This is a genomic window from Bacillus sp. FSL R7-0646, assembly GCF_037969865.1.
GTDB classification, from domain to species: Bacteria; Bacillota; Bacilli; order Bacillales; family Bacillaceae; genus Bacillus; species Bacillus licheniformis.
Map to the genome: position 1 here is coordinate 1,186,610 of NZ_CP150217.1, position 20,446 is coordinate 1,207,055.

The 20,446-nt window shown below is 50.0% G+C and carries 14 protein-coding genes and 1 riboswitch; of the genes, 8 read left to right on the top strand and 6 right to left on the bottom strand.

Annotation, left to right across the window (positions count from 1 at the left end):
* Position 1: 1 nt before the first annotated feature.
* Entirely contained in the window at positions 2-1,471 is a 1,470-nt protein-coding gene (locus tag MKY62_RS05920; protein WP_003180481.1) for a spore germination protein, read from the bottom strand.
* 114 nt (positions 1,472-1,585) lie between these two features.
* Complete coding sequence (locus MKY62_RS05925) at positions 1,586-2,191, bottom strand: LysE family transporter (protein ID WP_003180482.1); 606 nt, start codon at positions 2,189-2,191, stop codon at positions 1,586-1,588.
* A gap of 98 nt (positions 2,192-2,289) precedes the next feature.
* Between MKY62_RS05925 and MKY62_RS05930 the strand changes: the two genes are divergently transcribed.
* From MKY62_RS05930 to MKY62_RS05960, 7 genes are all read left to right on the top strand, one after another.
* A complete protein-coding gene (locus MKY62_RS05930) occupies positions 2,290-3,762 on the top strand; it encodes a PLP-dependent aminotransferase family protein (RefSeq protein WP_003180484.1) in 1,473 nt (490 codons plus the stop codon).
* A 286-nt stretch (positions 3,763-4,048) separates the two neighbouring features.
* Positions 4,049-5,395, top strand: coding sequence for an aspartate aminotransferase family protein (locus MKY62_RS05935; protein ID WP_003180486.1), 1,347 nt, complete (start codon positions 4,049-4,051; stop codon positions 5,393-5,395).
* The gene (locus tag MKY62_RS05940) at positions 5,379-6,890 is read left to right on the top strand and encodes an aspartate aminotransferase family protein (protein ID WP_003180488.1); all 1,512 of its coding nucleotides are present in this window, start codon (positions 5,379-5,381) and stop codon (positions 6,888-6,890) included. Before MKY62_RS05935 ends, MKY62_RS05940 begins: the two co-directional genes overlap by 17 nt.
* The gene (locus MKY62_RS05945) at positions 6,887-8,653 is read left to right on the top strand and encodes an IucA/IucC family protein (protein WP_003180490.1); all 1,767 of its coding nucleotides are present in this window, start codon (positions 6,887-6,889) and stop codon (positions 8,651-8,653) included. Before MKY62_RS05940 ends, MKY62_RS05945 begins: the two co-directional genes overlap by 4 nt.
* Complete coding sequence (locus MKY62_RS05950; protein WP_003180492.1) at positions 8,650-9,204, top strand: GNAT family N-acetyltransferase; 555 nt, start codon at positions 8,650-8,652, stop codon at positions 9,202-9,204. Before MKY62_RS05945 ends, MKY62_RS05950 begins: the two co-directional genes overlap by 4 nt.
* A complete protein-coding gene (locus MKY62_RS05955; RefSeq protein ID WP_003180495.1) occupies positions 9,179-10,522 on the top strand; it encodes a lysine N(6)-hydroxylase/L-ornithine N(5)-oxygenase family protein in 1,344 nt (447 codons plus the stop codon). Before MKY62_RS05950 ends, MKY62_RS05955 begins: the two co-directional genes overlap by 26 nt.
* Positions 10,523-10,538: 16 nt before the next feature.
* Positions 10,539-12,353 (top strand): IucA/IucC family siderophore biosynthesis protein, encoded by a 1,815-nt coding sequence (locus MKY62_RS05960; RefSeq protein ID WP_003180496.1) that lies wholly within the window; start codon positions 10,539-10,541, stop codon positions 12,351-12,353.
* Between the two features lie 42 nt (positions 12,354-12,395).
* Here MKY62_RS05960 and MKY62_RS05965 read toward each other — a convergent pair whose 3' ends face one another.
* Together MKY62_RS05965 and MKY62_RS05970 are read right to left on the bottom strand one after the other, a co-directional pair.
* Entirely contained in the window at positions 12,396-12,836 is a 441-nt protein-coding gene (locus tag MKY62_RS05965; protein WP_003180517.1) for a GNAT family N-acetyltransferase, read from the bottom strand.
* Positions 12,837-13,000: 164 nt separating this feature from the next.
* Complete coding sequence (locus tag MKY62_RS05970) at positions 13,001-13,834, bottom strand: dehydrogenase/reductase SDR family member 1 (protein WP_003180519.1); 834 nt, start codon at positions 13,832-13,834, stop codon at positions 13,001-13,003.
* A 111-nt stretch (positions 13,835-13,945) separates the two neighbouring features.
* Between MKY62_RS05970 and MKY62_RS05975 the strand changes: the two genes are divergently transcribed.
* Positions 13,946-14,908 carry a YafY family protein gene (locus MKY62_RS05975; protein ID WP_003180521.1) on the top strand — a complete coding sequence of 321 codons (963 nt, stop codon included), beginning with the start codon at positions 13,946-13,948 and terminating at the stop codon, positions 14,906-14,908.
* A 74-nt stretch (positions 14,909-14,982) separates the two neighbouring features.
* Here the strand turns inward: MKY62_RS05975 and metH are convergent, their stop codons facing one another.
* Both metH and MKY62_RS05985 read right to left on the bottom strand, forming a co-directional pair.
* Positions 14,983-18,399 carry a methionine synthase gene (gene metH / locus MKY62_RS05980; protein WP_003180523.1) on the bottom strand — a complete coding sequence of 1,139 codons (3,417 nt, stop codon included), beginning with the start codon at positions 18,397-18,399 and terminating at the stop codon, positions 14,983-14,985.
* Positions 18,392-20,221, bottom strand: a complete 1,830-nt coding sequence (locus MKY62_RS05985) for a bifunctional homocysteine S-methyltransferase/methylenetetrahydrofolate reductase (RefSeq protein WP_003180525.1) — start codon at positions 20,219-20,221, stop codon at positions 18,392-18,394. The genes metH and MKY62_RS05985 overlap by 8 nt, the downstream gene beginning before the upstream one ends.
* An 80-nt stretch (positions 20,222-20,301) precedes the next feature.
* A riboswitch (SAM riboswitch) is annotated at positions 20,302-20,413 on the bottom strand.
* Between the last annotated feature and the right edge of the window lie 33 nt (positions 20,414-20,446).

Here is a 20,446-nt window from a genome sequence, read left to right on the forward strand (position 1 = left end):
TTCATCTCCTTTTTACGTACCGCCATTTTTGCAGAGGATGCAGATATTCGGGACGCTTTTTCAGCCAAATCAAAGGACTTCGTATAAAAAGATCAAGCCAATCGCGCCAATATAAAGGAGTAATCGGTGCAAAATAGGGCTGCTTCAGAGAAGTGAGCCCGTTCAAATGAACAAACAGTCCGATCATTCCGAAGGTCAATCCGAAAAAACCGAGGCAGGCGGAGAATACAAGCATCGTAAAATGAATCATAGTGTGTCCTTTAGCGACGATGTAGTTGGGCACCAAAAATGACGCGACCGTTGAGATGCCGACCAAAACGATCAGCACTTTGCTGACAAAGCCGGCCTGCACCGCTGCTTCCCCAATGACAATCCCCGAGATGACACCCAATGTTGAACTTGATTTTGTCGGCATCCGCACGCTGGCTTCCTTGATAATTTCGATGACGAGCAGCATAAGGACCGCTTCCCAAAACGGGCTGAACGGCACTTTGCTCCTTGATTCGATCAGCACGTAAAGAATCTGGAGCGGAAACATATGATAATGATGAGTCGACAAGGCGACATACAAAGGTATTAACAAAATAGACAGAAAAAAACTGGCGTAGCGCAGCATTCTAAAAAAGCTGGCAACCGGCCAGCGCGTCGTATAATCTTCGGCGGAGTGAAAAAGGTGAAAAAACGTGATCGGCGCATGTAATACAAACGGCGTCTGGTCGACCAAAATGGCGATTTTGCCAATGCTTAAGTTGTATGCGGAAATGTCGGGACGCTCGGTCTGCTGGAACTGCGGGAAAATCGAATGATGATGATCTTCAATCAATTCAGTGAGCTGTGCGGAATCGAAGATCATGTCAAAATCGGTTTCCGCGATTTTTTTTCTGGCTTCCTCAATCAACTCTGGATTGGTTAATCCGGCAATATAAACGATGACAACGGATGTTTTGCTGAGCGACCCGACCGTCAGCCTTTCCGCTTTTAAATTGGTTAAAGGCAGCCTGCGCCGCAGCAAAGAAAGATTGACGTCAAGCTGTTCGGTAAAACTGTCTTTCGGACCGTACATTACCGTTTCGGTTTGAGACGGTTCGATCTGCCGGCCGACCCGATTTTCAGCAGGAATGGCAAACCACTGCTGCTGAGCCGGATCATGGATGATGATCGAACCGGACATCAGCCACTCTTTTGCGCTTTCCAAAGATACGATCGGTTCAACGTGCAAAACAAAGGTTTTTAAACAGCGATATATTGACTCTTCTTCGCCGCTCGTGATCAGAGGCCTGATGATCGACTGCTGCAGCAGCACCCGGTCAATGATCGTATGTAAATAGTAAATTACTGCTTTTTGTCCGCCTTTTGTTTCATGCTCTTCGATCACCGCATCAGCCATACCGGCGGTGGCATCGAGAAGGGCATCTCTCGTAATGGGAGCGCTCCGCAATCCAGCTCCCTTTCTTTTATATTTTCGAAACATGGACATCCCTCATCAGCGATTGATCAATCCCGGGTTACCGGACTTTGTCGAGATGTCCTTAATTGTGCTCGCTGCTTCTCAGGTTTATGCAGGCAGAACCCGCGTTCCGCAGGGTCAAGTAAACAGCGAGGCGCCGAGGTAGGCGGCAAGCCCCCACATGACAGCCGCAGATCCTTTATTGAACAAGGTCAGGATGAACCCTTGCGAATCGAGCTGTTTGAGAAGACTTCCCGCTGCGGCGAGTCCCAGGAACCATAGCCACGAAACCATCATACATGCACAGGTGAACAGCCAAAGATCAGCACCTTCATATGCTAAAGAGTTCGTGCCGATCACGCCGACGATATCGAGCAAGGCGTGCGGATTTAAGAGCGACACGGCCGCAGCAAAGGCGATTTGCTTTTTGGCCGGCATGGCTTCGGACGCATTTCCCACTGCTGGCTTCCTTCTCCAGGTGATCCATCCCATATAAATGAGAAACAGAACTCCTCCGGCCAATAGGACAAATTTAACTTCGGGAAGGCCGGCGACAGCCGCGGAAATACCTGTGACTGCAAGTATAATCAGGAGGGAATCGCACAACGATGCGGAGATGACAAGCGGCATAACCCGCCAAATGCTCGATGATGCAGCCCCTTGCTGAAAAATCAGGACATTTTGCGCGCCGAGCGGCAAGATCAGTCCAAAAGCGAGAATGATTCCGTGAATAGCTGCGTTCATTACTGCAAAAACCCCTTTCTTTCAAAACATCCGTTTTATTGTAGAGCAAGAAACGGGGAATGTCTCCGGCCATTTGGCTGGTCTGGTTACCCAGCCAAATGCTATCCTTTAAAAAAGGAGCTGAACATGAAGTGCACAGACAGCTGAACAGACATTCAGACATTCCGCTATACAAGCAAATCGAACAAATCATAAAAGAGAAGATTTTGCAGGGGGAATGGCCCGCCGGGACGAAAATCCCTTCCCAACGCAAGCTGGCCTCCATGTTTCAAGTGAATAGAAGCACGGTGACTGCGGCTCTTGACGAGCTGACAGCCCAAGGGCTTCTTGAAGGGAACCGGGGCGGAGGCACAAAGGTGGCCAATCAAATATGGTCAGAATTGACAGCGGGGCCGCCGCTGGATTGGACGAATTATGTACGCTCGGGGATTCACCGCCCCAATTCTATGACGGTTCAGGAAATCAACAGGCAGGAGTTTAAAGAAGGGGTCATCAGACTTGGCACAGGTGAATTGGCGCCTGAACTGCTGCCCTATCAACAAATGGAAAAGATTCTTCGCGGCGCCGCATCTGAAAGGCTGATGCTCGGGTATGAAGAACCGAAAGGAAACCGCTATACAAGAGAAGTGCTGGCGGCGCATCTGAGCCGGAAGGGTGTGCGTGCATCGGCCGATTCCATTCTGATCGTCTCCGGAGCACTCCAGGCGCTGCAGCTCATATCGATCGGCCTTTTGAAGCGGAGAGCCGTCGTGCTGACGGAAAAGCCGTCATACCTATACTCGCTGCACGTTTTTCAATCGATGGACATGCGGCTTTGCGGGCTTCCCATGGATGCCGGAGGATTAGACCCGTCCGTCATTCCGGCGGTAAAAAAACGGCATGGCGCCGATTTGTTGTACACGATTCCGTCATTTCACAATCCGACGGGCAAACTGATGTCCGAAGACCGGAAGCGCGAGCTGATTCAAATCAGCAAGCAGCTGTCGCTCCCGGTTATTGAAGATGACGCATATGGCGATTTGCAGCTTGACGGCCCGCCGTCGTCGCCGCTGAAGGCCATGGACAGAGAAGGCAGCATTCTTTATGTCGGCACATTATCGAAAACCGTCAGTCCCGGCCTCCGCATCGGCTGGGTCGCAGGTCCGGAGCCCGTCATCGAGAGGCTGGCCGATATTAAAATGCAGACTGACTACGGATCAAGTTCATTGTCGCAATGGGCGGCTGCAAAGTGGCTTTCAAGCGGGCTCTATGATGAAAATCTCAGCCGGATTAAAGTCGAACTGAGACAAAGGCGGGATGAAGCGCTCCGGTGTCTTGAGACCTATTGCAGAGGAATCGCCCGCTGGGAAAAGCCCTCAGGCGGATTTTACATTTGGGTCACATTCCTAAAACCGCTCTCGCTCAGCGCTTTGTTCGAACAAGCATTACAGAAAAACATCCTCATCAATCCCGGCACCCTCTACGATAAGGAAGCCAAATACAGCATCAGATTGTCCTATTCGTACGCCTCTTTGACAGAGCTTCGCTACGGCATTCAAACAATCGCAGAACTCGCCGGTAAGCTCATGTGAACCCCGCTGTACCGGCTGCTGAAAAAGCGACGTTCAGCAGCCGCTCCGCTTTTTATTTCAGGCCTCAGGTTATTTAAAAACAGTCCATAAAATTCCATTAATATATCATTCAAGGAACTATTGATTCATATTAGCAGATGAATGTGCAGAAGTGGAAATATTCAAGTTGCCTCGTTATGAGAAACGTCCTATTTTTCTGAATCTTATTGACATGCCGGTGTCACAAAATATACACTTTTTTTGTAATTGAAAATGATAATCTTTATCAATTGGAGGGATGCTTTCTATGCCTGTACAAACGAGTTCTAAAAATCAAGTGTTTTTGGAGCAGCAAAATAGAAGAGAATCTAATGCGCGTTCATATCCGAGAAGATTTCCGCTCGCCATGCAGACAGCGGAAGGCGTCTTGGTGACTGATGCGGATGGAAAGCAATATTATGACTGTCTGGCAGGAGCGGGGACGCTTGCGCTTGGTCATAATCATCCAGTTGTGATTGAAGCGATTCAAAAAATGATTGAGGAAAAACGCCCGCTGCACACCCTTGATATTACTTCGGAAATCAAAGAGGAGTTTGTCAACGAAGTATTTGCAAGCCTTCCTGAGGCGTTTGCCAAACGGGCGAAGATACAGTTTTGCGGTCCGACCGGCGGCGATGCGATCGAAGCCGCTCTCAAGCTTGTCAAAACGGCGACTGGGAAAAGAACCATCCTATCGTTTCACGGCGCCTACCATGGAGCAACTCACGGAACGATGGCGCTGAGCGGGAATTTATCTCCTAAGGAAAACGTCCAGGGTCTCATGCCTGATGTGCATTTCCTGCCATATCCGTATGAATACCGCTGCCCGTTTGGAAAAGGAGGAGAGGCGAGCCACAAGCTGTCGAGCGCATATATCGAAAATATGCTGGATGATCCGGAAAGCGGAGTTTTACAGCCTGCAGGGATGATCTTTGAAGCCGTACAAGGAGAAGGAGGCTCAGTTCCGGCCCGGGCTGAATGGATAAGAGAAATGAGAAGGATTACAAAAGAACGCGGAATCCCTCTGATCATTGACGAGGTGCAGACCGGCATCGGCAGAACCGGCAAAATGTTTGCGTTCGAGCACGCCGGCATTATACCGGATGTCATCGTCCTTTCAAAAGCGATCGGCGGAAGCCTTCCTCTGTCTGTCGTCATCTATGATCAAGACCTTGATCAGTGGGGACCCGGGGCGCACATCGGCACATTCAGAGGGAATCAGATGGCGATGGCGGCCGGAAGTGCAACTTTAAAATATATAAAAGAGCACGATGTGCTATCACATGTAGAAAAGGTCGGAGCGAAGCTCATGCGGGAATTGCAAGACATTCAGGAGCACGTTCCCGAAATCGGCGATGTCCGGGGACGAGGGCTGATGATCGGCGCCGAAATTGTCGCACCGCATAAAAAGCAAAACGCAAACGGCAGCTATCCGGCTGATGCGGAGCTTGCAAGCACGATTCAAAGAAAATGCTTTGAAAAAGGACTGATCGTTGAAACGGGAGGCCGCCACGGAAGCGTGATCCGCTTCTTGCCGCCGCTTATCGTAACAGAGGCGCAAATCGACGATATCATCACGATCTTCAGAGAGGCCGTCTATGAAGCAGTCAAGTAAACAAAAAAACTTTGATTCCCTGTTTATGCACAACGGGGAACAGGGGATCAAAGCATACCGTGACGCGGTAGAGACCGCTGTAGAGACGCTTTGGGCCGATTGGAAGAATAAATCGAAGCCCTACAGCGGGAAGATGCCGAAAGAATTGGATCTCGAAATCAAAAGCTTGTTTTCGTTTCAGGAAGCGGGAGAATCGCTTGCGGATGTTCTTGAGCATCTGAAAGAAGCCTATTTGCCGCACCGGATTCATGTTGAAGATCCAAAATGCGCCGCACACCTGCACTGTCCGCCGCTGATCCCGGCGCTTGCTGCAGAGATGCTGATCAGCGTGCTGAATCAGTCGATGGATTCGTTTGATCAAAGCGGAGCGGCTTCATTGATCGAGGAAGAAATGGTGCAGTGGCTTTGCCGAAAGTTTGAATACGGAAAAGATGCTGACGGAACATTTACGAGCGGAGGGACACAGTCTAATTACATGGGGCTTCTTTTGGCCCGCGATGCCTTCTGCGAAAAGCAGTGGAACTGGAATGTACAGAAGGACGGACTGCCGCCGGAAGCGAACAGGCTGCGGATCCTCTGTTCAAAGGATGCTCATTTTACCGTGAAAAAGTCGGCTTCCCAGCTCGGCCTCGGAGAGCGCGCCGTCGTGCTTGTCGATACCGATGCTGAAAAGCGGATGAGCCTTTACGATTTAAAGCAAAAAACCGCTATGCTGAAGGAATCGGGCTTACATCCATTTGCGATTGTCGCAACATGCGGAACGACGGACTTCGGAAGCATCGATCCGCTTTCCGAGCTTGCGGATGCCGCGCATGCTGGCGGGCTTTGGTTCCACGTTGATGCCGCATATGGCGGAGCGTTGATTTTGAGCAGGACCCGCCGCTATAAATTGGCTGGGATCGACAGGGCCGATTCAATCAGCGTCGACTTCCACAAGCAGTTTTATCAGCCGGTCAGCTGCGGCGCTTTTCTTGTAAAAGACAGAAGACATTTCCGCTTGATTGATTATCATGCCGATTATTTAAATCCTGAGGAGGATGAAGCGGAGGGAATCGTTCATCTCGTCAATAAATCGATTCAGACGACGCGGCGCTTTGACGCCTTAAAGCTGTTTGTCTCGCTGCGTGTGCTTGGAGAAGATACATTCGCCGAGATGATCGACTGGACATTCGCATTGGCTGAAGCGGCAGCGGAAAAAATCTCAGCAAGCGATCGGTTCGAACTGCTGAATCCGCACCCTGAACTGAACGCTGTCGTCTTCCGCTGCCTCGCCTCAGAAGACGACGCGGAGAACGACCGTTTGAATAAATGTATCCACAGAGAATTGTTCAGAACGGGACAGGCGGTGATCGCAAAGACGGCAGCAGCTGGGAAAACATATTTAAAATTCACGCTGCTGAATCCGCGGACGACGCTTTCGGATCTTGATGACATTCTCGGGAGGATTCAAGAGCTTGCAAGTCTTTATACGAATAGCAGGAGGGTAACAGGATGAGTTCATTTAAAGAAATAGCAGAAAACGCCACGATTCAAAGCTTTTTAAATTGCTATTTGCGTGAAACCGGCATCGAAACCCGTGAGATCGCGGACGGCTCTCAAAAAACGCTGATTGTCCCGCTAGAGCGCCAGCAGATCGAGCTGATCGTTCCGATCAAGTACTGGTCGAAGACGGGAAGGCACCTTTTCTCATTTCCGCTTTATTATCAAACAGCCCAAAACGGAAAGCCGCTTCCACTCGACTATGTGACGCTCGTCTCCCTCGCTTCAAAGGAATTGCTTCTTCAGCAAAGCCGCGGGGGTGCCGAGGATGAATTCATGCTCAGAGTCATTTTGAGCTGCCGAAATATCAGCCGTTATGTTGAGGAACGAGCCGATGATCAAAGTGAGCTTAGCCGTGCTGATTTTACGTTTATCGAAGCGGAGCAGTCGCTCTTGCTCGGCCATCTGATGCATCCGACGCCAAAAAGCAGGCAGGGGATGAAGCCTGAAGAGGAAAGCATCTATTCGCCTGAACTTAAAGGGGAGTTTCAGCTTCATTACTTTAAGGCACACGCCTCCCTCGTTCTGCACGACTCAAGTACAGGAACAAAAGCGCCGCTAGTCATTCAAGAGGAATTGAGAAACGACCCGATGATTGACAATGCGTGGCTGGATGAGCAAACGGCCGATCCGGATTTTGCGCTTCTTCCCGCACATCCGCTCCAGGCGAGAGCCTTGTTGGAGGAGCCGTATGTGCAAAAATTGATCGCTCAAGGTCTCCTTACATATCTCGGCGCAAAAGGCCGGAAGTATACGGCGACATCCTCCGTCCGCACGGTCTACAGCAAGCACTCGCGCTATATGTACAAATTTTCGGTACCGATCAAAATCACGAATTCGCTGCGTGTGAACAAGCAGAAAGAATTGGACAGAGGTGTTGAAATGGCCCGGCTGCTTCAGACAGAGCTCGGCCAAAGGTTGAAACAGGAGTTTCCGGGCTTTCGCGTCATCACAGATCCTGCTTACATTTCCATTCGAGGAGAGAACGGGGAGTCCGGCTTTGAAGTCGTGATCAGGGAGAATCCGTTTTATGAAGACGACCGTTCGGCATGTCTGATCGCCGGGCTTTGCCAAGATCACGCCTACGGGAAAGAGTCGCGGCTGTGCTCTGTCATCCGCGGGCTGGCTTTAGAAGAAGGGCGGACGACGGAAGAAGTGAGCATCGATTGGTTTGACAAATACTTATCGATTTCGCTTGAGCCAGTTTTATGGCTGTTTGAAACATACGGGCTGGCGATTGAAGCGCACCAGCAAAACGCCGTCATCCGCTTAAAAAACGGCTATCCGGAGACATTTTACTACAGGGACAACCAAGGCTATTATTACAGCGAATCAAAAGCCGGGATTCTTTCCAAGCTGATCGAAGGCTTGAGCGAAAGGAGCGAGACGATCTGCTCGGACAGCGTGGCTGTAGAGAGACTGCGCTATTATTTCTTCTTCAACCATTTGTTTGGGCTTGTAAACGGGTTTGGCTGCGAAGGGCTGATCGGGGAAGAAACGCTCCTGTCCATGATCAGAGAGCGGCTTGAAAAAGCGGAGCAAATTTACGGTATCACAGAGCTGACGGACAGCCTCCTTCGTTTTGCGGAGCTTCCGTGCAAGGCCAATCTGCTGACGAGATTTTACGACATGGATGAGCTGACAGGCTCGCTTGAAACCCAGTCTCGCTATACGTCTGTCAACAATCCGCTTTTAAAGGAGGCGGCGGCTGTCCAATGAATGAACGGATCACATTTCAAAAAGCGGACTATGAAAGAGACATATCGCTCGTCTACCGCTGGATGCAGGAGGAGCATGTCATTCCGTTTTGGCATTTAAACATGCCGTTTGCAAAATTTGAAGCCCATTTTCACAAGGCCATCACAGACCCTCACCAAACGCTGTACATCGGCTTTATCGACGGTGTGCCGATGAGCTACTGGGAGTCGTACTGGGTCAAGGGAGACATCATTGAACACCACTATGACAATGAACCTTTTGACCAGGGCATCCACCTGTTGATCGGTGAAAAAGCGCATTTGGGTAAAGGTCTTGCCCTTCCGCTATTAAAAGCGATGGTCAACATGCAATTTGCCGTGCCTGAAACAAAAAAGGTGATCGCAGAGCCGGATATCCGCAACAAAAAAATGATTCATGTTTTTGAAAAATGCGGGTTTCGCCCTATTAAACCTGTGAATCTCCCTGATAAAACCGGATTATTGATGTTTTGCGAACGAGAACGTTTTTTTGAAAAGGAGAAAAAAGATGAACTCTACAAAGAGACCCAATGATGTATACGATGTCATCGGCGTCGGCATCGGGCCGTTTAATCTCGGCCTTGCCGCATTGGCTGACTCCGTGCCTGAGATCAATGCGCTGTTTTTTGAACGAAACGAAAGCTTTAACTGGCATCCCGGCATGCTGATTGAAGGAACGACACTGCAGGTGCCGTTTTTGGCCGACTTGGTGAGCATGGCCGATGTGACAAGCAAATACAGCTTTTTAAACTATCTTCAGCAGCATAACCGTCTTTATTCTTTTTATTTTCTGGAAGACTTTCATATTCCGAGACAGGAATACAACCACTACTGCCGCTGGGTGGCAGAACAGCTCGACCCGTGCCGCTTCGGGATGAATGTCGAAAGCATATCACTCGTTGAATCGAACCCGGAGGCGCTTTTTAAGGTGCGGGTCGCGAATCGGGAGAACGGAGGGGAAGCGGTTTATTACACGAGGCATATTGCGCTTGGCATTGGGACGGGCCCGCACGTTCCCGATGCGCTCTCAGACGCTTTGGGGGGCTCGGTGTTCCATTCAGCCGAGTATTTAAAGAGAAAGCCCGGCGGATTTAAAGGGAAAAGGGTGGCCGTCGTCGGCTCCGGGCAAAGCGCAGCCGAAGTGTTTTATGACCTGGTCGGTGAAGATGAAGCGGAGCATGTCAGCTGGCTCACCCGCTCAAAAGGCTTCTTCCCAATGGAATATTCGAACCTCGGACTCGAATATTTTTCGCCTGACTATATCGATTTTTTCTATCAGCTTCCGCAGTGGAAAAAAGATGAATTGCTAACGCAGCAGGATCTTCTTTATAAAGGAATCAGCGCGAAGACGATCAGCGATATTTATCATATTCTGTATGAGCGGACCTGCGGGGGGCGGAAAGCGGCTTTTGATCTTCAGTCCATGACAGAAGTCGAGCAGATCGAACAGCGTGGGGAAACGCTGGTTCTATACTGCACAAACCGGGTGAATGAAGACCGGTTTGAGCGGCAGGCAGATGTGGTCGTTCTGGCGACGGGCTATAAAGAGAGGCTGCCGGAATGTCTGGCGCCTGTTGACAGTTTGATTGAAAAGGACGCGAGCGGCCGCTACGTGATTACACGCGACTACAGACTAGTGACAGCTGCAAAATCAAAAAACCATATTTTTATTCAAAACGGAGAGCTGCACACGCACGGTGTCGGTGCACCTGACCTGGGACTCGGCGCTTACCGGAACTCGGTGATCATCAATCAGCTGGCCGGGAGAGAAGTATACACCGTCAGCCATAAAACGGTTTTTCAGACATTCGGAACAGGAATCGCGGAAAAAACAGCTGTACCAAACGGCTAATAAAGGAGGCATTTTCATGTTGTTTCAAGATGAATTAAAGAGGGTCCTCGATCCTGACAGGTGGAGAGAAGTCAATCGGCGATTGCTGGCGAAGATGCTTTCTGAATATATGTATGAGGATATCATTAAGCCCGATTTCATTGAAACTGAAGACGGCATCAACCGCTATGAGCTGAGAACGGCCGAGGATAAGGTGTACCGGTTTGCCGCCAAACCACGCATGTTCGACAGTTTTGACGCGGTGCCGGAGACGATTGAAGTCTTCAAGGGCGGACAATGGACAAAACATGTGAGCGCGATTGAATTTCTCCTGGATATTCAGCCGCATATCCCGATGAGTCCGGAGACAGCGGGTCATTTGATCAAGGAGTTCAACCATACGATGCTGGCTGATGCCCACCTTTTGGCAAAGGATGCGCTTACGGCTGACGAGCTGACCGAAGCCGATTATGCCGTAATTGAAGGCGAGATGACCGGCCATCCGTGGATCGTCTACAACAAAGGAAGAATCGGTTTTGGCTATGATGACTACCTCCGGTTTGCCCCGGAAAATCAGAGAGCCAAACGGCTGCTGTGGATCGCTGTACACAAAGATACCGCGTCATTTCACTCGGTTGAAGGGCTCGATTATGAGACGCTGATTCATAAAGAGCTTGATGAGCTGACTTTAAGGCAATTCGCTAAAGTCATAGAAAAGCAGGGCGCAGCCAGTGAAGACTATTATTATATGCCCGTCCACGAATGGCAGTGGACAAATACGATCATTCAGCAGTTTCCTGAAGAAATTGCTTCAAAAGCGATCATTCCTTTAGGGGAAGGCGGAGACGAGTACCTGCCGCAGCAATCGATTAGGACCTTTACAAACATCACAAACAAACACAAGCATCATATTAAACTGCCGATGAGCATTTTAAATACGCTTGTATACAGAGGCCTGCCGTCGGAACGTACGGTTATCGCGCCGAAAATCACTGAGCATATCAAAGGGATCGCCGAAAACGACGCATTTCTAAAAGACGAATGCCGGGTGATCCTGCCAGGCGAAAATGCCAGTCTGAACGTTGACCACCAATACTATCACTCTCTTGAAAAAGCCCCGTATCAATATTTGGAAATGCTCGGCGCTATTTTCAGAGAAAGCATTTATACGTATTTGGAAGAAGGAGAACGGCCTGTTACGCTCGCTTCTTTAACATACATTGATCAAGGCGGCGTGCCGTTTATCAGGCGCCTGATCGAAAAGTCGGGGCTGTCAGCGGAGGAGTGGATCGGAAAGCTGTTTGACACCGTGATGCCGCCGCTTCTGCATTTCATGTACCGCTACGGAACCGTATTTTCACCGCACGGACAAAATACGATTCTCGTCTTAAAAGATCATCAGCCGCACAGGCTGGCGATTAAAGATTTTGTTGATGACGTCAATATCAGCGACCAGCCGCTTCCTGAACTGAGCGGTTTGACAGGGGATTTAAAAGCCGTTCTCAGAAGCGAGCCGCCGGAAGGGCTTGTGCAGTTTATCTTTACCGGGCTTTTCATTTGCCATTTGCGCTATGTAGCCAACATTTTAGAAAATGACGGTCTGCTTCCTGAAAAGCGTCTGTGGAAAGCTCTGGCTGATGCGATTCTTGATTATCAGCAAAAATTCCCTGAACTGCGTGAGCGCTTCGAATTGTTCGACTTATTCAAGCCGGAATTGACGAAGCTCTGCCTCAACAGAAACCGGATGGTCGACTACGGCTACAAGGACGGCGATGACCGCCCGCACGCCTCCGAATTCGGAAAAGTGACAAATGCGCTTGCGAAATTTAAAAAAGAGGCCGCAAAGCTGTAATGCTAATGCGGCCGAGAATGCCCCGCTTCCGGCGGGGTTTTTTTACGTCAATTTCTTATACATCAAAATATGAGGTCCGATCGGCGGTATGTCGTAGACTTCGCCCTGTTCGCTGAAGCCGAGCTTTTCATAGTAGCCGCTCACAGATGTCCTGGCATTGCACCATAAAAGGTCTGCCCCCTTTTTCCGAAGAAGCTCTTCGGCATGGCGGATGAGCGTGCTTCCCGCTTTTTGCTCACGGTATCCTTCAAGCGTCGCCATCCCTCTCAGCTGATACTGTTCTTCGCCTTCAAGCTCTGAATGTTCGGCTTTATGAAAGGAAGCGATGCTGATCAGCTTGCCCCGGTAATATCCACCGAGGTGAAACGCACCCCCGAGCAAATCGGTTTCATACATACATGCTTCAAGCGGCTGATTCGGCCGGAGAATGCGGTGCCTGATCTCATACGTATCTTCCGCGTTTATTGGTTTGACTTCAATCATATGATTCCTCCTTCAGTTGCAGATCAGATGAGAGCGATCGATTTTCAGCATGCTGTGATGTTATTCCATTATATATAACGCTTGTGGAAACAATCAAAGCAGGATGATCATCACCCCCTGATCTGTTTAAAGAATCATTTCCCCCGGGAGGCGGTCCCTAATCCCTATATCGTAAATGGCGGAATATATCGTCCATCCACATCGGTAAACTGATATTCTTTGGCTAAATCACCAACTCTTAACGCACGTCCGCTTTTCTCCATCACATCCGGATCCTTAGCCAATGCTGTGATTCCGCGTCCGACATAATAAGGCGTTTCGGTTCTCCTTAAATCTTCCGACTCCCGCCAATGCGCCTCATCTGATTCATGGTATTTCAGCACAAGTTCGGTTCTCATAAATCCCGGCGAAACGGCAATAACGGCAATGTTGTCCCGTTTTAATTCCAATGAAAGACCGTACGCCATGCGGACGATTGCGTTCTTGGCCAAATCGTAATAAAACTGTCCGGTGTACTTGTTCTCATCCCAGAAGGTCGTGTGAATGATAAGAGCTTGTTTATTTTCGCGAAGGAGCGGCACGGCGAAGTGGTTTGTCGCCAGCTGGGCACGCACCCCGGCGGCGAACATCGTATCCCAATTTTTCAATGACAATTCCCAAAAAGGCTTTGCCTCGACACCCAGATCGTGCGCCCCCCACACATTGTTGATCAAAATATCCAGTTTTCCTTGCTCTTCGCGAATTTTAGCGATGACAGCCTCTGTTTCTGCATCGTTCGTATGATCACATCTTACAGCAATAGCCTTTCCGCCGGAAGCTTCAATTTGTGACACGGTGTCATCAATTGTACCGGGCCATTGATTCGTGGAAGCCCCTCTGATGCTGCGGCCTGTAATATACACGGTTGCACCGGCTTTTCCAAGTTCTGCAGCGATGGCGCGGCCCGCGCCTCTGCTTCCGCCTGTTACGAGGGCGATTTTTCCTTTCAGCGGCTTCATTCATCCCATTCCTTTCATTTAAAAAGATATGTTCATTATAAAAGCTCAATCTTGACAACCATTGTCATATTTTATTAAATAAGTTCATTCATTGATAAGAAAGGTGGTCATATGAGAGGGGATCGACTGATATCTATTCTTTTAATGCTTCAGGCACAAGGGCAAATGACGGCGAAAGAATTAGCGGAAAGGCTGGAAGTCTCCGAGCGCACGATTTACAGGGATATGGAAGCTTTAAGCGGAGCGGGGATTCCCGTTGTGGCCGAACGCGGCATAAACGGAGGCTGGTCATTGCTTGATGATTACCAAACCACTCTAACCGGCTTAAAAGAATCTGAAATACGCGCACTATTTGTTCCGCTTTCTGAACAATTGCTTGACGATCTCGGATTAACCCGCATATCCGAAGAAGCCCGAAATAAACTGATTGCCTCGCTGCCTTCGGAATATCGCCAAAACGCAAAGGATGTATGGAACCGCATATATATTGATACCTGTTCATGGCGCCATAAGAAAGAAAAAGCAGAATCCTTTGAAGTGCTGAAAGATGCCATATGGAAAGATCAAAAATTAAAAATTGTCTATCAGCGGGCAGATGGACAAACGGCTGATCGTGTTGTTGCACCGCTTGGGCTGGTGGCTAAAGGGGCGAACTGGTATCTGATTGCATCTAAAGAAAATGGGGAGATTCGGAATTACAGGGCTTCACGGATTAAATCTGCCGTTTTTGTCCGCGAAACGTTTGATAGGCCCGAAAATTTTGATATTGCTCACGTGTGGCGGTCTTCAACAAAGGAATTTATTGAAAGGCTGCCGACGTATGAAGTGCGGGTGAAGGCGGCGCAGGCCATCTTGCCGAGGCTGTCGTTTACCAATCATTTTGTGCGGATCATCGAAACAAATGAGATCGATCAGGAGGGCTGGATCCCCGTTACGCTATCCTTTGATACGGAAGAAGAAGCAAAAAGGTATATACTCGGATTCGCAGAGCACATGAGGATCATTGAACCTAAAGAACTGCACGGAAAGATACTTAAAATGGCTGAATCCATAGTTGCGCATTATAAAACCTGAAAGCGGCAATGACTTTATGTTAAAGACATACATGATAAACCCTGCCGGCCGCAAACGGCAGGCAGGGTCTTCGTTTAATGAACATTGAAATATCTGGCTTCCGGGTGGGAGACAACGATCGCTGATACGGAAGCTTCGGGCTCCATCATGAAGCCGTCTGTTAAGTGAACGCCGATGCCTTCGGGCTGGATGAGCCTGAAAAGCTTTTCCTGATCTTCAAGATTCGGACAGGCCGGGTATCCGAAGGAATAGCGCTGCCCTTGGTATTTCGCCTGAAAACGCTGTTCCATCGTGAAGTCGGGTGCATCAGGGAAGCCCCAGCGGTCGCGGATAACCTGGTGCGTCCGTTCGGCGAGCCCTTCGGCCAGCTCAAGAGCAAGCGCTTGTACCGCATGGCTTTTCAAGTAGTCGCCTTCCTCCTTAAAGCGGTTGGCGGCAGCTCTTACATGCCTGCCCGCCGTTACGGCAAAGAACGAGACATAATCAAGCTCTCCCTTCGGTCGGACGTAATCGGAAATACAGCGGTACGGAAGCTTTTCCTGCCTTGGAAAAACAAACGTTTCAAGGATGCTGTCTTTGTTCACTGGATCTAAAATATGAAGCGAATCCCCGTCGCTGTACGCAGGGAAAAATTGGTAGACGACCGCAGGATCGAACCAGCCGTGTTCTTTTCCGTCTCTCAGCAGCTCGTCGATCAGTTCTTTCAGCTCCAGTGCTTTTGGATGCTGTTCAGCCAGTAGTTTTTTGACTTTCCCTTTCAAGCCGAGATGATGGCCGAGCAGCATTTGTTCATTGACATACGGCACAATATAGGAAAGGTCGATGTTTTTCAAATAGTGCCGTTTCAAGTCTTCAGGCTGAAAGACCGGCGCCTTCGGAACGTGCGCCCGTTTTTCAAGCATTTCAATTACGGCTTTCGTCTGCTTTTTTTCCGCGACGGCGGCGGGTGCAGCGGCTTCTTTTTTCTCGAGAAACTGCGACGGGTCCGTCCGCAGCTGATTGGCGAGCGATAGGCCGTCCATGGCGTCCTTCGCGTATAAAACCGGCCCTTTATATTCAGGCGAAATTTTCATGTTCGTGAATTTTCTTGAAAGCGCGGCTCCGCCGACCATGATCGGGATGGAAATATCCGCTTTATCGAGATCCTTCGCCGTAACGACCATCTGCTGCGCCGATTTGACGAGCAGGCCGGACAGACCGATGATGTCGGGGTTCTCTTTGCGGATCGCCTCAATTAACTCCTGCGGTGTCACTTTAATCCCAAGATCGACTACCTTGTAGCCGTTGTTGCTTAAAATGATGTCGACTAAGTTTTTGCCGATATCATGGACATCGCCTTTAACGGTTGCCAAAATGATCTTTCCTTTGCCGCTGTCGTCTTTCTTTTCCATATATTGTTCGAGAAAGGAAACGGCAGCTTTCATAACCTCTGCCGACTGCAGAACTTCAGCGACGATCAGCTCATTGTTGTTAAACAGCCGTCCGACCTCTGCCATGCCGTCCATGAGCGGACCGTTGACCACGTCGAGCGGGGTGGCGAATTTTTTCAACGCTTGTTCGAGATCGGGAATCAAGCCTTCTTTTGTACCTTCGATTACGTATTCGGCCAGGCGCTCTTCGAGGGAAAGGGACGTTTTCGGCTGTTTGTCCGCTTTTTTCTTTCCACGATAGAAGTCAGTGAAGGATGCGAGCGTTTTATCGTCGGTATGAAACAGAAGTTTTTCAGCCATCTCGACTTCTTCTTTAGGAATGGAAGCAAACCGCTCAAGCTTTTCTGTATTGACGATCGCGTAATCGAGCCCAGCCTGTGTTGCGTGGTACAAGAATACAGCATTTAAGATTTCCCGGCCGACGGGCGGAAGACCGAATGAGACGTTGCTGACGCCGAGAATCGTTAAGCATTCAGGGAGCTGCTCTTTGATGAGGCGGATCCCTTCGATCGTTTCTTTAGCTGAGCCGATGTATTGTTCATCGCCCGTTCCGACCGGGAAGACGAGCGGATCGAATATGATATCGCTGGCCGGTATTCCGTATTTTTCGGTGAGCAGCTGATGCGACCGGACGGCGACGGCCAGCTTTTTTGCCGCGGTGACTGCCATCCCCTCTTCATCGATCGTGCCGACGACGAGTGCGCCTCCGAACTGTTTGACGAGCGGAAGGATGTCAGCGAACCGTTCTTCGCCGTCTTCAAGATTGATCGAATTGATGATCGCTTTTCCCTGCGAGTATTTCAGCGCCTTTTCAATTACCGTTTTGTCCGTCGAGTCGATGACAAACGGGGCTTTTACTTTTTTCATCGCTTCTTTTAAAAAGCCTTCCATATCTTCCGCTTCATCGCGGTCCGGGTCTGCGAGACAGATGTCGATGACATGGGCGCCGTTTTTCACTTGGGCTCTCGCGATTTCGGATGCTTCCTCAAATTTATGCTCGGCGATGAGCCGCTTGAATTTTCTTGAGCCGATGACATTGGTCCGCTCACCGACAAAAAGGGGACGCATTGTTTCTTCGTAAATTAATCCGTCGATTCCTGAGACGGTGTGCGGCTTTGCTCCCGAAGGAACCGTCCGCGGAGGCAGAAGGGCTACTTCATCGGCCAGCGCTTCAATATGGGCGGGCGTCGTTCCGCAGCAGCCGCCGACAATGTTCAGCCAGCCTTCTTCAGCAAACGCCTTGATTTTTTTCGCCAGCGATTGCGGTGATTCATGGTATTGCCCCTCCTCATCGGGGAGGCCGGCATTCGGATAGCAGCTGACGGCCGTCCTCGCTAGGGAAGAAAGGGTCCTGATGTGATCTGTCATAAATTCCGGGCCTGTCGCGCAATTTAAACCGACGCTGACCGGTTTCATATGCTCGAGGGAGATATAGAACGATTCGATATCCTGGCCGGCAAGCGTCGTGCCCATCGGTTCGATTGTGCCTGACACCATGAGCGGAAGGGTTTTGCCGGTTTTTTCGAAGGCTTGTCTAATGCCGATAAAGCCGGCTTTAACGTTCAGCATATCCTGGCTCGTTTCGAGGAGCAAGAGGTCGGCTCCCCCCGTGATCAGCGCTCTTGCCTGTTCCTCGTAGTTATCGATCAGTTCGTCAAAGGTGGTGCCGCCGGTGACGGAAAGGGTTTTTGTCGTCGGACCCATCGCACCGGCGACAAATCTAGGCCATTTAGGAGTTGAAAACTTTTCGGCGGCCGCTTTGGCGAGTTTGACTGAAGCGAGGTTGACTTCATAGGCTCGATGCCCGAGGTCGTACTCGTCCAGAACGAGCCGGGTGGCTCCGAACGTATTGGTCTCGATGATATCGGCTTTAGCCTCGAGATAGGCTTCGTGGATGCCCTGAATGACATGGGGCGCCGTAATGCTTAGAAATTCATTGCACCCTTCATATGCCTCGCCTCCGAAGTCTGCGGCGGACAAACCGGCGTCTTGGATCATCGTTCCCATCGCACCGTCAAGGACGAGGATTTTTTTCTTCAGCTGGTCATTGATGTTAGACATTTGTCTTCTCCTTTTCTTTCTGATGGATATATGCCGTCAGCTCGGCGGTTAGATCGGACCGCAAAAACGGTGTGATCAGATAAATGCCGTTGAACAGGTCGCACGCCGCATCAAGCAGAGAGCGAGCGATCGCGAGCCCTTCCTCGGCCTGTTTTTGTTTGTCGTTTCCTGCCAGCGCCATCTTTTCGCGGATTGAATCAGACAGCTTGATGCCGGGGATTTCGTTGTGGATGAATTCCGCGTTGCGGCTGCTGGTGAGCGGCATGACGCCGATATAGATCGGTGTTTCAAGATGCCGCGTTTCCTCGTGGATTTTAATGAGCTGCTCCTCGGAATAGACAGGCTGGGAAATGAAATAGTCTGCGCCGCAGGCGATTTTTTTCTCAAGCCGTTTCACCGCTTTGTCAATGTGTCTGACATTCGGATTGAAGGCGGCCGCCACTGAGAAATTCGTTTTCTTGCCGAGCGGTTTACCCGAATAGGACAAGCCTTCGTTAAACTGCTTGATCAGGCTGATCAAATCGAACGATGTCAGGTCATAGACGGAAGTCGCTCCCGGAAAGTCGCCGATTTTCGACGGATCGCCGGTAATCGCCAGCACGTCTGACAGCCCCAGCGTATCGAGTCCCATTAAATGGGACTGCAGGCCGATCAGGTTGCGGTCTCTGCATGTGATATGAATCAGCGACCTCATATCGAGGCGCTGTTTTAAGAGCGCCCCGCAGGCGACATTGCTGATCCTCGGTGTGGCAAGGGAGTTGTCCGCCAATGTCAGTGCATCGATTCCGGCTGATTTTAGCTCCTCTGCGGCGTGCAAAAATTTCTCAAAGTTTAATTGTTTTGGAGGATCGAGCTCGACGATAATGGACCGTTTCTGCTTTGCCAGATCGTCAAGAGCAGGCTCTGTCCTTTCGTTTTGAACGGCAAGCGCCGCTTTCTTTCTGATTTTCACTCGTTTTTCGGTGACTGGAGGAAGTCCTTTGACGGCCTCAGCCATCGCTCTGATGTGGTTCGGCGTCGTTCCGCAGCAGCCGCCGATGATCCGTGCGCCTTGATTGCGGAATTCCTCCGCGCTTTCCCTGAAATATTCATCATCCGTCTCATAAACAAGCCTGCCTTCGACAAGGGACGGGAGGCTGCTGTTCGGATAGACGGAAAGATAGGCATCTTCTAAAAGCGGGACTTCTTCAAGCGCTCTGATCATATGATAAGGGCCGAGACGGCAGTTGATGCCGACGACATCTGCGCCGAGTGATGCCAGCTGCTTCAGACCGTCCGCAAGCGGGGTGCCGTCCTGAAGAACGCCCTCTTCGTGCATCGAGACATTCAAAATGATCGGCAGCTCCGTTTCCTTTCTGGCAATCTTTAAAACTTCGCGCGCTTCTTCTAAATCGTAATAGGTTTCGAGCAGAAGTCCGTCCGGCTGCTCATTTAACAGAAGGTAGAGCTGTTCGCGGAAGCTTCTTTTAATGTCCTCGAGAGAATACGAGTTTTTGTTGAACGTCCGGATTCCGCCGAGCGTACCGAGAACATAAGCGGAGCCGGCGGCGGCGCGGGCGAGGCGGACGGCTTTTTCGTTGATTTGTTTTGTTTCGTCTTCGAGTCCGTATCTGGACAGCTTGATGAAGTTTGCGCCGTACGTGTTCGTTTGAATAATGTCGGCGCCGGCCTGTACATACGCTTCGTGGACGCGTCTTATTTCTTCGGGCTTGGAGATGTTCAGTTCCTCAAAACACCTGTCGATCCCATAGGAATACAGAAGCGTGCCCATTGCGCCGTCAGCGATTAACGTTTTGTTTTTTATATCCTCCAAAAAACCCATCGTTTTCCCCCTTAATCATTCTTAATAAAACAAAAAAGTCTTCTGGGAAGCAGAAGACTTTTCAGCGACATTTGTCCGTCTTCTTATCTTCCAAGCAGGCTGCTTGCTGGATTTAGCACCTTGGTCATGAATATTCATTCACCGGTTGCTGAGGCTTCATCGGGCCAGTCCCTCTGCCTCTCTTGATAAGAACAGCTATTTAGTTTCTATTGATTACTTTTACTC

What these genes read in the sequence shown, in the direction of transcription:
- MKY62_RS05970 (WP_003180519.1), bottom strand. Translation starts at nt 13,834, where the DNA reads ATGAAGCCGCTGAAAGGAAAAATCGCCCTCGTAACAGGCGGAAGCAGA.
- MKY62_RS05950 (WP_003180492.1), top strand. Translation starts at nt 8,650, where the DNA reads ATGAATGAACGGATCACATTTCAAAAAGCGGACTATGAAAGAGACATA.
- metH (WP_003180523.1), bottom strand. Translation starts at nt 18,399, where the DNA reads ATGTCTAACATCAATGACCAGCTGAAGAAAAAAATCCTCGTCCTTGAC.
- MKY62_RS05985 (WP_003180525.1), bottom strand. Translation starts at nt 20,221, where the DNA reads ATGGGTTTTTTGGAGGATATAAAAAACAAAACGTTAATCGCTGACGGC.
- MKY62_RS05930 (WP_003180484.1), top strand. Translation starts at nt 2,290, where the DNA reads ATGCTATCCTTTAAAAAAGGAGCTGAACATGAAGTGCACAGACAGCTG.
- MKY62_RS05940 (WP_003180488.1), top strand. Translation starts at nt 5,379, where the DNA reads ATGAAGCAGTCAAGTAAACAAAAAAACTTTGATTCCCTGTTTATGCAC.
- MKY62_RS05960 (WP_003180496.1), top strand. Translation starts at nt 10,539, where the DNA reads ATGTTGTTTCAAGATGAATTAAAGAGGGTCCTCGATCCTGACAGGTGG.
- MKY62_RS05965 (WP_003180517.1), bottom strand. Translation starts at nt 12,836, where the DNA reads ATGATTGAAGTCAAACCAATAAACGCGGAAGATACGTATGAGATCAGG.
- MKY62_RS05925 (WP_003180482.1), bottom strand. Translation starts at nt 2,191, where the DNA reads ATGAACGCAGCTATTCACGGAATCATTCTCGCTTTTGGACTGATCTTG.
- MKY62_RS05955 (WP_003180495.1), top strand. Translation starts at nt 9,179, where the DNA reads ATGAACTCTACAAAGAGACCCAATGATGTATACGATGTCATCGGCGTC.
- MKY62_RS05945 (WP_003180490.1), top strand. Translation starts at nt 6,887, where the DNA reads ATGAGTTCATTTAAAGAAATAGCAGAAAACGCCACGATTCAAAGCTTT.
- MKY62_RS05920 (WP_003180481.1), bottom strand. Translation starts at nt 1,471, where the DNA reads ATGTTTCGAAAATATAAAAGAAAGGGAGCTGGATTGCGGAGCGCTCCC.
- MKY62_RS05975 (WP_003180521.1), top strand. Translation starts at nt 13,946, where the DNA reads ATGAGAGGGGATCGACTGATATCTATTCTTTTAATGCTTCAGGCACAA.
- MKY62_RS05935 (WP_003180486.1), top strand. Translation starts at nt 4,049, where the DNA reads ATGCCTGTACAAACGAGTTCTAAAAATCAAGTGTTTTTGGAGCAGCAA.